This is a genomic window from Streptomyces sp. NPDC026659, assembly GCF_040638245.1.
Taxonomy (GTDB): domain Bacteria; phylum Actinomycetota; class Actinomycetes; order Streptomycetales; family Streptomycetaceae; genus Streptomyces.
Map to the genome: position 1 here is coordinate 400576 of NZ_JBEZXY010000006.1, position 13611 is coordinate 414186.

The 13611-nt window shown below is 74.1% G+C and carries 12 protein-coding genes; 6 read left to right on the plus strand and 6 right to left on the minus strand.

Going from position 1 to position 13611, the window contains the following annotated elements:
• The first annotated feature begins 18 nt into the window (after positions 1-18).
• The 3 genes from AB0E91_RS18225 to fxsA all read left to right on the plus strand — a co-directional run bounded on the left by AB0E91_RS18225 (position 19) and on the right by fxsA (position 3691).
• Positions 19-1635: an amidohydrolase gene (locus AB0E91_RS18225; RefSeq protein WP_361782318.1), complete on the plus strand. Its 1617-nt coding sequence runs from the start codon at positions 19-21 to the stop codon at positions 1633-1635.
• A 546-nt stretch (positions 1636-2181) separates the two neighbouring features.
• Positions 2182-3039, plus strand: coding sequence for a polyprenol monophosphomannose synthase (locus AB0E91_RS18230; RefSeq protein WP_361782321.1), 858 nt, complete (start codon positions 2182-2184; stop codon positions 3037-3039).
• 76 nt (positions 3040-3115) lie between these two features.
• Complete coding sequence (gene fxsA / locus AB0E91_RS18235; RefSeq protein ID WP_361782324.1) at positions 3116-3691, plus strand: FxsA family membrane protein; 576 nt, start codon at positions 3116-3118, stop codon at positions 3689-3691.
• A 131-nt stretch (positions 3692-3822) separates the two neighbouring features.
• Here fxsA and AB0E91_RS18240 read toward each other — a convergent pair whose 3' ends face one another.
• The 4 genes from AB0E91_RS18240 to AB0E91_RS18255 all read right to left on the minus strand — a co-directional run bounded on the left by AB0E91_RS18240 (position 3823) and on the right by AB0E91_RS18255 (position 7280).
• Positions 3823-4197 (minus strand): RNA polymerase-binding protein RbpA, encoded by a 375-nt coding sequence (locus AB0E91_RS18240; RefSeq protein ID WP_361116736.1) that lies wholly within the window; start codon positions 4195-4197, stop codon positions 3823-3825.
• A gap of 255 nt (positions 4198-4452) precedes the next feature.
• Positions 4453-5799 carry an MFS transporter gene (locus tag AB0E91_RS18245; protein WP_361782328.1) on the minus strand — a complete coding sequence of 449 codons (1347 nt, stop codon included), beginning with the start codon at positions 5797-5799 and terminating at the stop codon, positions 4453-4455.
• Between the two features lie 66 nt (positions 5800-5865).
• Positions 5866-6633 carry a glycerophosphodiester phosphodiesterase gene (locus AB0E91_RS18250; RefSeq protein WP_361782331.1) on the minus strand — a complete coding sequence of 256 codons (768 nt, stop codon included), beginning with the start codon at positions 6631-6633 and terminating at the stop codon, positions 5866-5868.
• Positions 6630-7280: a hypothetical protein gene (locus tag AB0E91_RS18255; protein WP_361782334.1), complete on the minus strand. Its 651-nt coding sequence runs from the start codon at positions 7278-7280 to the stop codon at positions 6630-6632. The genes AB0E91_RS18250 and AB0E91_RS18255 overlap by 4 nt, the downstream gene beginning before the upstream one ends.
• Positions 7281-7383: 103 nt before the next feature.
• Here AB0E91_RS18255 and AB0E91_RS18260 point away from each other — a divergent pair, with 103 nt between their 5' ends.
• Positions 7384-8889, plus strand: coding sequence for a PLP-dependent aminotransferase family protein (locus tag AB0E91_RS18260; protein WP_361782337.1), 1506 nt, complete (start codon positions 7384-7386; stop codon positions 8887-8889).
• Positions 8890-8970: 81 nt separating this feature from the next.
• Here AB0E91_RS18260 and AB0E91_RS18265 read toward each other — a convergent pair whose 3' ends face one another.
• Both AB0E91_RS18265 and AB0E91_RS18270 read right to left on the minus strand, forming a co-directional pair.
• Complete coding sequence (locus AB0E91_RS18265) at positions 8971-10614, minus strand: hypothetical protein (RefSeq protein ID WP_361782340.1); 1644 nt, start codon at positions 10612-10614, stop codon at positions 8971-8973.
• Between the two features lie 163 nt (positions 10615-10777).
• Complete coding sequence (locus AB0E91_RS18270; RefSeq protein ID WP_361116755.1) at positions 10778-10972, minus strand: hypothetical protein; 195 nt, start codon at positions 10970-10972, stop codon at positions 10778-10780.
• Positions 10973-11238: 266 nt separating this feature from the next.
• On the opposite strand from AB0E91_RS18270, the gene AB0E91_RS18275 reads away from it, so the two are divergent.
• A complete protein-coding gene (locus AB0E91_RS18275; RefSeq protein ID WP_361782344.1) occupies positions 11239-11631 on the plus strand; it encodes an ankyrin repeat domain-containing protein in 393 nt (130 codons plus the stop codon).
• Between the two features lie 343 nt (positions 11632-11974).
• Entirely contained in the window at positions 11975-13393 is a 1419-nt protein-coding gene (locus tag AB0E91_RS18280) for a HEAT repeat domain-containing protein (protein WP_361782347.1), read from the plus strand.
• Positions 13394-13611 lie beyond the last annotated feature (218 nt).

Below are 13611 nucleotides of genomic sequence, written 5' to 3' on the forward strand. Positions count from 1 at the left end.
CGCGAGAGACTGTGGGACATGAGTGACCAGTGCGCCGACCCCACGAGCGACCCCGAGACCGTCCTGCTGCGCCGGGGCGAGGTCCACAGCCCCGCCGACCCCTTCGCCACGGCGATGGTCGTGGAGCGCGGCCAGGTCGCCTGGGTCGGCTCCGAGGGCGCCGCCGACGCCTTCGCCGACGGTGTGGACCAGGTGATCGACCTCGACGGCGCCCTCGTCACCCCGGCCTTCACCGACGCCCACGTCCACACCACGGCCACCGGTCTCGCCCTGACCGGGCTCGACCTGTCGGACGCGCCGTCCCTGGAGGCGGCCCTCGACCGGGTCCGGGCGTTCGCCGCCGCCCGCCCCGCCGACCGGGTGCTCCTCGGCCACGGCTGGGACGCCGCCCGCTGGCCCGGCGGCCGCCCGCCGACCCGCGCCGAGCTGGACGCCGCGACCGGCGGCCGCCCCCTGTACCTCTCCCGCGCCGACGTCCACTCGGCCGTCGTCAGCACCGCCCTGCTGGACCTCGTACCCGCCGCCGTGAACCGCGCCGACGCGCCGCTCACCGCCGACGACCACCACGCCGTCCGCGAGGCCGCCTTCGCCGCGCTCACCCCCGCCCAGCGCGCCGAGGCCCAGCGCGCGGCGCTCGACCGCGCCGCCTCCCTCGGCATCGGCTCCGTGCACGAGTGCGGCGGTCCCACGATCTCCTCCGAGGACGACTTCACCGGCCTGCTGAAGCTCGCCGCCGAACGGCACGGCCCCCGTGTCATCGGCTACTGGGCCGAGCAGGACGTCGACAAGGCCCGCGAACTCGGCGCCCTCGGCGCGGCGGGCGACCTCTTCGTGGACGGCGCCCTCGGCTCCCACACCGCCTGCCTGCACGAGCCGTACGCCGACAACGGCCGCACCGGTACCGCCTACCTGGACGCCGACGCCGTCGCCGCCCATGTCGTCGCGTGCACCGAGGCGGGCCTCCAGGCGGGCTTCCACGCCATCGGGGACGCCGCCGTCAGCGCCGTGGTGGAAGGGATGCGCGCCGCCGCCGAGAAGGTCGGCCTCGCCCGCGTCCGGGCCGCCCGGCACCGCGTCGAGCACGCCGAGATGCTCACCCCCGAGTCCGTCGCCGCCTTCGCGGAGCTGGGCCTGATCGCCTCCGTGCAGCCCGCCTTCGACGCGGTCTGGGGCGGCGAGGACGGCATGTACGCCCGGCGCCTCGGTGCCGAGCGGGCCCGCACGCTCAACCCCTTCGCCGCCCTCCTGCGCGCCGGGGTGCCGCTCGCCTTCGGCTCGGACAGCCCGGTCACCCCGCTCGACCCCTGGGGCACCGTCCGCGCCGCCGCCTTCCACCGCACCCCGGAGCACCGGATCTCGGTGCGCGCCGCGTTCACCGCGCACACGCGCGGCGGCTGGCGGGCCATCGGCCGCGACGACGCGGGCGTGCTCGTGCCCGGCGCCCCGGCCGACTACGCCGTCTGGCACACCGGCGAACTGGTCGTCCAGGCCCCCGACGACCGGGTCGCCCGCTGGTCCACCGACCCGCGCTCCGGCACCCCCGGCCTGCCTGACCTGGGCCTCGACCGCGAACTGCCCGTCTGTCTGCGCACGGTGGTGGGCGGCCGGACCGTGTACGTACGGCCGGGCGAGTGATCTACGGCGGCGGTGCCGGCCGGCGTCCGCGCCGCCGCACCGCCGCCCGACCTGCGCATCCTTGCGACAAGCCCCGCCTCCGTCGGCGTTTGCGCAGGCCACAGGGCTGTTGACAGTCGAAGGGCGGGGGCCGGTAGGTTCGGCCGCGTCCACCACCGGACGCCCGGCCGCCGAGTGTTCGCGTACTCGTCGCAGCGCCGCTGGGTCAGGGACGGTGTGCCGCTTGGGGGCACCGTCACTGGGAGCCAGGCTCAGCGCCCGCGCCGACGGGGGAACGCTCCGCCGGCCGGCCAGGTGTGACCCGGGTGGGGCCCGGTCGCTCAGTAGACAACGGCTCTAGGTCGACCCGCAGCCGGCGGGTCCCAGGCCGGCCCGAAGGGCGCCGGGCCCCCATCCGCAGCGAACGTTCGCGGTGGATGGCGGTGACGAAAAACCCATCCCTACCCAACTCTTGCGCAATCGACACCACCAGAGGAATGTGCTGTCACGTCATCGCAGGCCGTGACCACTATGGTGGACGCCTGCGTACGACATGAAGGGGCAGCAGTGAACGACGGCGAGACCCTCGAGGCCACGGCCCGGGGGAGGCAGTTCGGTCCGCTCGGCACGGTCCTGGTGATCATTCCGACCTACAACGAGGCGGAGAACATCAAGACGATCGTGGGCCGGGTGCGCAAGGCCGTCCCTGAAGCACACGTACTCGTGGCGGACGACAACAGCCCCGACGGCACCGGAAAGCTCGCCGACGAGCTGGCGGCGGCGGACGACCACGTCAAGGTGCTGCACCGCAAGGGCAAGGAGGGCCTGGGCGCCGCCTACCTCGCGGGCTTCCGGTGGGGCCTGGAGCACGGCTACGGCGTCCTGGTCGAGATGGACGCCGACGGCTCCCACCAGCCCGAGGAGCTGCCCCGCCTGCTCACCGCGCTCAAGGGCGCCGACCTGGTGCTCGGCTCCCGCTGGGTGCCCGGCGGCCGGGTGGTCAACTGGCCCAAGTCCCGCGAGGCCATCTCGCGCGGCGGCAGCCTCTACTCCCGCCTCGCCCTGGACCTGCCGCTGCGCGACATCACCGGCGGCTACCGCGCCTTCCGGCGCGAGACCCTGGAGGGGCTCGGCCTGGAGGAGGTCGCCTCGCAGGGCTACTGCTTCCAGGTCGACCTGGCCCGGCGCTCGGTCAAGGCCGGTTACCACGTGGTCGAGGTGCCCATCACCTTCGTGGAGCGCGAGTTCGGCGACTCCAAGATGAGCAAGGACATCCTGGTCGAGGCGCTGTGGCGGGTCACCGCGTGGGGCGTGGGGGACCGGGTGAACAAGTTCAAGGGCAGGAGCGCCGCCAAGGGCGGGACCAAGGGTGCCGTCGGGGGCGAGACGAAGAGCGGCGCCAAGGGCGCCGTCGAGGGCAAGTAGGCCCCGCCGGGACCGGCTCAGCGCGGACAAGTACCCCCTTATCCCACGCTGAGCCGGGCCCAGGCACACTGGAAGCATGACGACTGGCGCAGCACCCACCCCTCCGCAGACCGGACGCCTCCGGCGCTCGGCCCTGCGCCGCTGGCTGCCGCTGGGCATCGCCGCCTGGCTGGTGCTGGAGATCTGGCTGCTGATACTGGTCGCGGACGCGGCCGGGGGTCTCGCCGTGTTCCTGCTGCTGGTCGCGGGCTTCGTCGCGGGCGCCGTCGTCGTCAAGCGCGCGGGGCGCCGCGCCTTCCGCAACCTGGACGAGGCCCTGCGCCGCGGCACCGCCCCCTCGGAGGGCACCGCTCCCACGTCCGGCGGCGGCAACGGCCTGCTGATGCTCGCCGGTCTGCTGCTGATGATCCCGGGCATCGCCTCCGACGCGGTCGGACTCCTCCTGCTGCTGCCCCCGGTGCAGACCCTCGTACGCCGCCGCACCGAGCACCTGGTCCAGCGCAAGCTGCGGGTGGCCGCCCCGGGCTCCCTCGGCGACGCCTTCCAGCAGGCCCGCATCCACCGCCCCGACGGCAAGGTCGTCCAGGGCGAGGTCATCCGCGAGCGCCGGGACGACGCCCCGGACGGACCGCGCCCGCCCCTGAACCGCTGAGCGCGGCCGGGGCCGTATCCGCACGGCCGGACACGCGGACCCACAGGTGGAGACATGAAAAACCGCGGGCGCCGTACATCACGAAGATGTACGGCGCCCGCGGTTCTCTCGCGTGCTTGCCCCCGGAGGGGTTACGCGGACTTGCGGCTGTCGCGCGGGTGTACGGCGATGTTCATCGCCCCCGAGCGCAGGACCGCCAGGCGCTCCTCGAGGACCTCTTCGAGCTCCTCGCGGGTGCGCCGCTCCATCAGCATGTCCCAGTGGGTACGCGCGGGCTTGGCCTTCTTCTCCTCAGGGCCGTCGCCGTCGACCAGGAGTGCCTGGATCCCGCAGACCTTGCACTCCCACTCCGGCGGAATCTCCGCCTCGACCGAGAAGGGCATCTCGAAACGATGCCCCTTCTCGCATGCGTACTCCACGGCCTGGCGCGGGGCCAGGTCGATGCCGCGGTCCGTCTCGTAGCTGGTCACCACGAGGCGCGTACCGCGAAGAGCTCGCTCACTCATGAATCGTGCCTCCCGGGCTTGTCGCCCACAGGACAGGTGTCGCTGTCGTCGTCATCCGGTCAACGTCCGGTCGGCGGTAAAGATTCCCGTTCAGGGTCATGCGTCGCCGTCGTAGCCGCCCCTTGTTCTACCCACAGGCGCCCGGTTTGTCACATCTGACAGCAGATGTCACTCAGCGTTTCGCTGACTTTGACGCGCAGTAACGGTACGCCTGGCAGGCCAAACGCGTACACTACCGCCCTTTCGTGTGGAACGCTAAATCCTGTCCGGAACCGGATTCCCCGCCTCGTCGATCGCACGCCGCACCGGCACCCGGGCCAGCAGGACGAAGCCGACGACGAAGAAGGCCACCAGCGACACGATCGCCGAACGGTAGCTCCCGGTCAGCTGGTAGGTCAGCCCGAACAGCAGGGGGCCGAGCCAGCTCATACCCCGGTCGCTCAGCTCGTAAGCCGAGAAGTACTCGGCCTCCTTGCCCGGCGGGACCAGATGCGAGAACAGCGAGCGGGACAGGGCCTGGCTGCCGCCGAGGACCAGCCCGATCGCGCCGGCGAGGACGAAGAACCAGACCGGCACCCGGGCGGGGAGGAAGTACCCGGCGCCCAGCGTCAGCGTCCACGCCACCAGCGAGCCCAGGACGGTGCGCTGCGCGCCGTAGATCCGCGCGAGGCGCCCCATGGCCAGGGCGCCCGCCACCGCCAGCACCTGGACGAGGAGGACCGCGCCGATCAGCGTGGACTGGCCGAGGCGCAGCTCCTCCGAGCCGTAGACCGACGCCTGGGTGATCACCGTCTGGATGCCGTCGTTGTAGACGAGGTAGGCCAGCAGGAAGGCCAGGGTGCGCGGGTGGCGGCGCATGTCCCGTACGGTCGCCGCGAGCTGGCGCAGGCCCGTCGGCGCGGCGGCGGTCACCCGCGTGTGCCGGTCGCGCAGGGCGCGCAGCGGGACGAGCGTGAAGGCGCCCCACCACAGCCCGGCCGAGGCCAGGCAGATCCGCACGGCCTCCGTCTGGGTCAGTCCGAAGGAGTCGTGCGCGGAGAAGAGCACCAGGTCGGCGACGAGGACCAGGGAGCCGGACGCGTAGCCGAAGGCCCAGCCGCGCGAGGAGACCGCGTCGCGCTCGGCGGGCGCGGAGATCTGCGGCAGATAGGCGTTGTAGAGCATCATCCCGATCGACTGCGCCGCGTTGGCCACGATCAGGAGCGCTCCGCCGAGCAGATAGCGGTTCCCGTCCAGGAAGAACATGCCGGCCGTCGCCGCCGCCCCGGTGTACGCGGCGGCGGCCAGCAGCGGCTTCTTGCGGCCGGTGCGGTCGGCGGCGCTGCCCACCAGCGGCATGATCAGCACGGCCACGATCACCGACAGGGAGACCGAGTAGGCGAAGAACGACCCCGCGCGCACCGGGATGCCCAGCGGGTGCACATACCCCTCGGCGTCGGCCGCGTTGCGGGCGACCGCGGTGAGGTACGGGCCGAGGAACACGGTCAGGACGCTCGTCGAATAGACCGAGCACGCCCAGTCGTAGAAGTACCAGCCGCGCTGTTCGCGCCGCAGTCCGGCGGCCTCGTCGGCCACCTCCGCCCGCACGGTGTCGGTGCCCACCCCGCGCCCTCGCTTCCCCGCCGCAGTGCCGTGCGCGCGGCGGGCGGCGAGGGCACTCCGGGGCGTTCAGACCCAGGCGCCCCGGTCCTCCATGACCTCGCGCAACGTGTCGATGTGATCGGTCATGATGCCATCGACCCCCAGGTCCAGGAGCCGGTGCATCCGCTCGGATTCGTTGATCGTCCACACGTGCACCTGCACCCCGCGCGCGTGGGCGGCGCGCACGAAGGCCGCGTCGACCACCGGGACGCCCGACTGGGCCTCCGGCACCTGCGCGGCCACCGCCGAGCCGCGCACCGGGACGGGCAGGCCCCAGGAGCGCAGCCGCAGGCCGAGCACCCCGCGCGTGCCGAACGAGGTCGCCAGGCGCGGCCCGGCCAGCCGCTGCGCCCGCACCACCCGTGCCTCGGAGAAGGAGCCCGCGCACACCCGGTCCCAGGCGTCGGTTCGCTCGACCAGGTCCAGGAACGGCAGCAGTGCCGACTCGGACTTGAGGTCGACGTTCCAGCGGACCTCGGGGAACGTCTCGAGGAGTTCCTCGAAGAGCGGCACCGGCTCCTTGCCCGCCACCCGGGCCTCGCTCACCTCCCGCCAGGGGAGGTCCGCGATCCGCCCCCGGCCGTCGGTCGTGCGGTCCAGGGTCGGGTCGTGGAAGGCGACGAGCCGGCCGTCCGCCGTGGTGTGCACGTCGGTCTCCATGTACCGGTAGCCCAGCTCGGCCGCGCGCCGGAACTGCGCGACGGTGTTCTCCAGGCCCTCGGCCGCGCCGCCCCGGTGGGCGAAGGCGAGCGGGGCGGGATGGTCCAGGTAGGGGTGGCGTATCCGCGAGGTCACGGGCGCAGTATCGCGCGGGCGGGTGTCCCGGCGGCAACCACGGTGGCGGGACCGCTCGACGGGAGGGCGAACACGCGCAGGAACAACTGGGCGAGCGGGCCGATCGCCAGCGCGTACAGGACCGTCCCGACGCCCACCGTGCCACCGAGCGCGAAGCCGGTCACGACCACGGCGACCTCCACGCAGGTGCGGATCAGCCGGATCGAGCGGCCGGTGCGCCGGTGCAGCCCGGTCATCAGACCGTCGCGCGGGCCGGGGCCGAAGGCCGCCGCGATGTACAGGCCGGTCGCCGCGCCGTTGAGGACGATCCCCGCCACCAGCAGCACGGCCCGTGCGACTAGACCGTGCACGGCGGGCAGCACGGTCAGGGTCGCGTCCAGGGCGAAGCCGATCACCAGGACGTTGGAGACCGTGCCGAGGCCGGGGCGCTGGCGCATGGGTATCCAGAGCAGCAGCACGAGAGCGCCGACGAGCGTCATGACGACGCCGATGCTGAGCCCCGTGAGCCGGGACAGGCCCTGGTGCAGCACGTTCCACGGCTCCAGGCCGAGGTCCGCGCGGACGAGGAGCGCCGAACTGGCGCCGTAGAGCGCGAGGCCGCCGTAGAGCTGGACCAGGCGTCGGCCGAGACGGCCCCGAGTGGACATGGGATACCCCCCTGGGGTGGAAGCAGTGGACTGACCCGTGTCACTCTGTGGCTCGGTAGGGACGGTCATCCATGGCCAATCCGAGGAAGGTGGACTGATCTTCATGGCGCAGTGGACCTCGGCGGTGGGTGCCGCCCAGCTGGCGCGGCTCCTCAACTCCCAGCAGAAGCGTCCCGCGGGCCCCGGAACCCGTAGGCCGCCCGCCTACCGTGCCCTCGCCGACGGCGTACGGCTGCTCGTCCTGGAGGGCCGCGTGCCGGTCGCCGCGCGGCTGCCCGCCGAGCGCGAACTCGCCCTCGCCCTGTCCGTCAGCCGCACCACCGTCGCCGCCGCCTACGAGGCACTGCGCGCCGAGGGCTTCCTGGAGTCCCGGCGCGGTGCGGGCAGCTGGACCGCCGTCCCGGCGGGCAACCCGCTGCCCGCGCGCGGCCTCGAACCCCTGCCGCCCGAGACGCTCGGCTCGATGATCGACCTCGGCTGCGCGGCCCTGCCCGCCCCCGAGCCGTGGCTCACCCGCGCCGTCCAGGGCGCCCTGGAGGAGCTGCCGCCGTACGCGCACACCCATGGCGACTACCCGGCCGGACTCCCCGCCCTGCGCGCCATGATCGCCGAGCGCTACACCGCGCGCGGCATCCCCACCATGCCCGAGCAGATCATGGTGACCACCGGCGCGATGGGCGCCATGGACGCGATCTGCCATCTGTTCGCGGGCCGGGGCGAGCGGGTCGCCGTCGAGTCGCCCTCCTACGCCAACATCCTCCAGCTGATGCGCGAGGCGGGCGCCCGGCTCGTCCCCGTCGCCATGGCCGAGGGGCTCACCGGCTGGGACCTCGACCGCTGGCGCCAGGTACTGCGCGAGGCCGCGCCCCGGCTCGCCTACGTGGTCGCCGACTTCCACAACCCGACCGGCGCCCTCGCCGACGAGGACCAGCGGCGACGGCTGGTCGACGCGGCGCGCTCGGCGGGGACGGTCCTGGTCACCGACGAGACCATGAGCGAGCTGTGGTTCGACGAGGACCTGGGCCGCGAAATGCCGCGCCCGGTCTGCGCGTTCGACCCGGCGGGCTCGACCGTCGTCACCGTCGGTTCGGCCAGCAAGGCGTTCTGGGCCGGGATGCGCATCGGCTGGGTGCGCGCCGCCCCCGACGTCATCCGGAGCCTGGTCGCCGCCCGCGCCTACGCCGACCTCGGCACGCCCGTCCTCGAACAGCTCGCGGTGAACTGGCTGTTCAGCACCGGCGGCTGGGAGGAGGCGGTGGAGCTGCGCCGGGCGCAGGCCCGCGAGAACCGCGACTGTCTGGTGGCCGCCGTCCGACGCGAGCTGCCGGACTGGGAGTTCGAGGTGCCCGAGGGTGGACTGACCCTGTGGGTCCGCGCGGGCGGCCTCTCGGGCTCGCGGCTGGCCGAGGCGGGGGAGCGGGTCGGTGTCCGGGTGCCCTCCGGGCCCCGCTTCGGGGTGGACGGTGCCTTCGAGGGCTATGTGCGGCTGCCGTTCACCGTCGGGGGCGCGGTGGCGGACGAGGCGGCGGTACGGCTCGCGGCGGCGGCGCGGCTGGTGGAGACGGGGGCGGGGGGCGGGGCGGAGCCGCCGCGCACGTTCGTGGCGTAGGAGCGGCGTAGAAGTGGCGTAGCAACCGGCAGGGCCGGGCGGGGAGTTGATCCCGTCCGGCCCTGCCGCGTCGTACGCCCGTCAGGACTCGGCGCCGACCGCCTCCGCCACCACGGGAGCGGCGACGGTGTCGTCGGACTTGGTGAGCCGGGCGGACTCGATGGGCTGGGCCGACGGCACGGGTTCCGCCGCCTCGGCCGGTGTCGTGCGCGGCGGCAGCAGCGCCAGCACCGCCTGCCGGTCGGTCTCGCCCGTGGCGTCGTCGTACGGGTCGGGCGTGGCCGGGACCTGGAGGCGGAGCACCGGACCAGAGCCGAGGCGGGCGTAGCCCCGGCCCGCGGGGACGTGGTCGGGCGGCGTGGTGTGCGGGGGTTCGCCCAGCACCGCGGCCACCTGCTGGGCGGTCGCCGGGCCGAGCACGACCCGCGCGCGGGTGTGACGGCCGACGGCCTCGCTCAGGCTGTCCGCGCTGTCGAACTGCTCGGCCAGGACCACCGTGACGTTGGCCGCGCGGCCGTGCCGCAGCGGGACCTGGAGCAGCGCCTGCGGGTCGGTGCGGTGCTCGGCCTCCGCGAGGTGCGTGAACACGGTCGGCCGGTCGAGCAGCAGCCACAGCGGGCGCCGGGTGTCCTCGGGCATCGGCTCGCCCGCCTGCCGGGCCCGGTTGACCGCGAGGAGCCGCCGCTCGGTCTCCTGCGCCGCCCACTCCAGGCTCGCGACCGCCCCGGCCGGGGCGCACTCCACGGCCAGTACGCCGTCCCGTCCGGTCAGGCACGCGTACTCGCCGGTGCCGCCGCCGTCGACGACCAGCACGTCGCCGTGCTGGAGGGCCTGGAGCGCGATGGAGCGCAGCAGGGTCGAGGTGCCGCCGCCGGGGTGGCCCATGGCCAGCAGATGCGGCTCGGTGGAGCGGACACCGGTGCGCCAGACGACCGGCGGCACGTCGCGCTCCTCCTCCTCGAAGGAGAGCGGGAGCGTGCGCTGGACCTCGCTCTGGTCGGTGAAGCCGAGCACGGTCTCGCCGGGCGCGGTGACGAACCGCTGGGCGGTGATCCCGCTCGGCAGCGGCGCGAGCGCGGACAGGGTGAGCCGGTTGCCCTCCTCGTCCCAGTCGAAGCGGTACTCGCGGCCGCGGCCGGCCTTCGCGCCGAGCAGCCGCTCGACCCGCGCACGGGCCTCGGGGTCGCCGTCGGGGAAGTAGGCGGGGTAGCGGATCACCAGGTGGCCGACGCGGCCGCCGTCGTCGAACTCGTGGTCGGCGAGGACCTTCTCCCACTCGCCGCCGTGCGCGTACAGCGGGGCCGGGTCGTCGGCCGTCGAGAAGACGGGCACCAGGGCCTCGTACAGCGAGCGCAGCCGCTCGGTCTGCGCCGGGTCGGGGCCGTCGGGCTTCGCGGGGGTGCGGTCGCGGCCGTACCAGGCGGCCGCCGCCATCAGGGCGATGGCGGCCAGCAGCGGGCCGTACGGCGTCATCGCCACAACCAGGACCACGGCGGCCGCCAGGAACAGCAGCGGTCCGCGCTTGTCCTTGGGCGTCGCGGCCCACTTCTGCCGCCCGGCCGCGGCGAGGCGGCCGAGCCCGCGCGAGAGGGTGATCAGCGGGTGGAGGACGTCGGTGGCGCTGTCGGCCGCCGTCCGGGCCATGTCCCGGCTCCGGGCGAGCTGCGTGCGGGCGAGCTGCGCGCTGTCCTTGCTCAGAATGCGGGGAAGTGGGCGCCGGGCCACTGCTGTCTCCTGTGCGTGGTGCCGAGTGGGGCGGGGTGTGCGCGGGGGTGCGTACGCGCGGGGTGTGCGCGGTGGTGCGTACGCGCGGGGTGCGCGGTGGGGCGTACGGGCGGGGTGGTCCCCCTCGGACGGCGCGGTGCCCGCCCTCGGGGGAGGAGGGGCTTCAGAACTTGATGCCGCCGAGGAGGCTCGCCAGACTCTCGCCGCCGGCCTTGATGCTCGGGGCGATGGCCGTGCTCGCGAGGTAGAAGCCGAACAGCGCCGAGATGCACGCGTGCGTGCCCTTGAGGCCGTCCTTGCGGAAGAAGAGGAAGACGATGATGCCGAGCAGGACCACGCCGGACATGGAGAAAATCATGGGGGACCTCCTGGTGTCGTAAGGGGGGACAGTCACCATGAGTACTTCCAGGATCACAGGATGTATCCATACGATAAAAGGTGCAACTGGGTGAAAAGTGCCGCTTTTCCTCCGGGTGGCCGAGCCCGCGCTGCGCCGTGGGGCCGCATCGGTGCGTCCGACCGGGTCTGCCGGGTCCCCCACCTCGGTCGCACCCGGTCCGGCCCGGTACGAGGAAGTACCCTGACGATTCACCTGAACGGTTGCAACGAGAGGCGGTCCGGCCGATGAGCGAAGCCCCCGACCCCGAGGTCGTGGAGCTGGCGACCAAGATCTTCGATCTGGCCCGGCGGGGGCGGACCGAGGAGCTGGTCGCCTACGTCGACGCGGGTGTTCCGGCGAACCTCACCAACGACCGGGGCGACTGTCTGGTGATGCTCGCCGCCTACCACGGGCACGCCGGCACCGTCCGCGCGCTGCTGGCCCGCGGTGCCGACGCCGACCGGATCAACGACCGGGGGCAGACCCCGCTCGCCGGGGCCGTCTTCAAGGCCGAGGCCGAGGTGATCGACGTCCTCCTGGAGGCCGGTGCCGACCCGGCCGCGGGCACGCCCTCGGCGGTCGACACCGCGCGCATGTTCGGCAGGACCGAACTCCTGGAGCGCTTCGGCGCACAGTGAGCCGCGCGCCTCGGACGGACACGGGCGAAGCGCCCGGCCGGACACGGCGCGCGACGGCGGGGGAGTGGTGCGAACAGCGGGGGAGGCGGTACAAGCCGCCGGAAATACGGTCGCGGCAGCACAGACCGCGGGTCATCATGACGACGTGATTCACGGACGCGGGGGCGGGGCAGGAGTTGCCGCACCACGCGGTCCGTGACGCGGTCCGCATGGGCCACCTACGAGAGGCAGAGAGAAATGGTCTTCGGCAAGCAAGAGACGGCGGGCGCTCCGACGTTGTGTCACGCGGCCAGGTAGTGCGTGTTCCCCGGTTGCGTCGACGCTTGATGTGAGGCTGTTTCCCATGTTCGATCCGGTCATAGCGCCCAGCGGTACCCTGCTGGGCCTGTTGCAGCGGGGCCGCGGTGACGGCACCCTGCACGCGCTCACCGCCCCCCGCGCGGAAGCGCTCGAAGCCCTCGACCACTGCGTGCTCCACGACCCCCGCCACGACTGGCAGGTGGAGAACCGCTCCCTGTACTACGCCCGGCTCTACCTCGACCTGAACGGCGAGCTGGACGCCATCGAGGCCCACCTCTTCGGCGCCGAGGACATCCTCGACGGCGACGAGTCCCGCACCGGACTCGCCCTCGCCGTCCTGGGCCACCTCGCCTCCTACGGCCGCCTGGACGCACTCGCGCTGCTGCGCCGGTACGCCGCCCACGGCGCCAACTGGGCCTGGGCCCTGGACGAACTCGCCCTGCGCGACGACGACGCGGGCCTGCGCGCCCTCGCCGCCCCCGTCCTGGCCCGCTTCCCCGCCGACGCCGCGGGCGACGCCGAGCTGGCCGCCACCGTGCGCGACGCCTTCGAACCCCGGCCCTGGCGGCTGTGGGCCGAGGACCCGCGCACATCCATCGCCACGCGGGTGCGCACCGCCCAGGAGGCGGGCAGTTTCGACCGCTGGCAGCGGCAGATGCGGCCCGGCGGACCGCGCCCCGGCTGGAGCGTGGCCGCCGTCCTCGACTGGGCCCAGCAGGGCCTGGAGCGCGGCGCCGCCCTCCATGTCCCCGCCGCCCGCTGTCTGGCCGCCGTGGCCGGACCGGAGGACCGCGCGGAGATCCTGGGCGCCGCCCGCACCGGCACCGAGGGCGCCCGCTGCACGGCCCTGCGCTATCTCGCCGACAGCGCCGACCCCGAGGCCCTCCCGCTGATCGAGGCCGCCGTCGCCGACGGCACCACCGGGGTCGTCGAGGCCGCCGTCGACGCCTTCGAACGGATGCGGACCGAGGCGGCCGTGGAGCACGCGCGCCGCTGGGCCGAGCGGCCCGACGCGCTCGGCGCCGCCGCCGGACGCGTCCTCGCCTGCCGGGGCACCGCCCAGGACGGCGACCTCGTCCTCGGCGCCCTGCGCGAGGCCGTACGGGGCGAGGGGCCGGACGCGCCCACCCTGTGGACCCTGGTCGACGGCGCCGGGCGCCTGGGCATCGCCTGCGCGGCCCCCGTCCTGCGCCACGTCTACCGCGAGACGGCCTCCTCCCATCTGCGCGGCCGCGCCGCCGGCGCCCTCGCCGCCACCGACCCCTCCTTCGCCACCGGCTTCGCCGTCGAATGCCTGTGGGACTGCGAGGAGACCACCCGCGAACTGGCCGCCCGGCACGCCGAGACCGGCGACGCCCGCGTGGTCGAGCGCCTGCGCCGCCTCGCCGCCGACCCGGCCGAGGAGGCCGAGGTCCAGACGGCGGTCCGCAGCCGCATCGGCCCGGACGCGGCCGCCATGTGACGGCTCCCGGGGCCGGCCGTACCCCCGGCCGGCCCCGGAGCGAGCGGCCGGGCACGTACCGCCGGCCCCGCGCGCGGGCCGATGCGGACCGACGCGGACTGATGCGGGTCGATGCGGACTGATGCGGGCCGACGCGCGCGGACCAACGTCATGGGACGTTCCCCGCCCGGACAGATCGACGTCGACGCGGACACGCCTGTCATGGCGAGAACAGCCGT

What these genes read in the sequence shown, in the direction of transcription:
- AB0E91_RS18225 (WP_361782318.1), top strand. Translation starts at nt 19, where the DNA reads ATGAGTGACCAGTGCGCCGACCCCACGAGCGACCCCGAGACCGTCCTG.
- fxsA (WP_361782324.1), top strand. Translation starts at nt 3,116, where the DNA reads ATGACGACTGGCGCAGCACCCACCCCTCCGCAGACCGGACGCCTCCGG.
- AB0E91_RS18240 (WP_361116736.1), bottom strand. Translation starts at nt 4,197, where the DNA reads ATGAGTGAGCGAGCTCTTCGCGGTACGCGCCTCGTGGTGACCAGCTAC.
- AB0E91_RS18255 (WP_361782334.1), bottom strand. Translation starts at nt 7,280, where the DNA reads ATGTCCACTCGGGGCCGTCTCGGCCGACGCCTGGTCCAGCTCTACGGC.
- AB0E91_RS18260 (WP_361782337.1), top strand. Translation starts at nt 7,384, where the DNA reads ATGGCGCAGTGGACCTCGGCGGTGGGTGCCGCCCAGCTGGCGCGGCTC.
- AB0E91_RS18270 (WP_361116755.1), bottom strand. Translation starts at nt 10,972, where the DNA reads ATGATTTTCTCCATGTCCGGCGTGGTCCTGCTCGGCATCATCGTCTTC.
- AB0E91_RS18275 (WP_361782344.1), top strand. Translation starts at nt 11,239, where the DNA reads ATGAGCGAAGCCCCCGACCCCGAGGTCGTGGAGCTGGCGACCAAGATC.
- AB0E91_RS18280 (WP_361782347.1), top strand. Translation starts at nt 11,975, where the DNA reads ATGTTCGATCCGGTCATAGCGCCCAGCGGTACCCTGCTGGGCCTGTTG.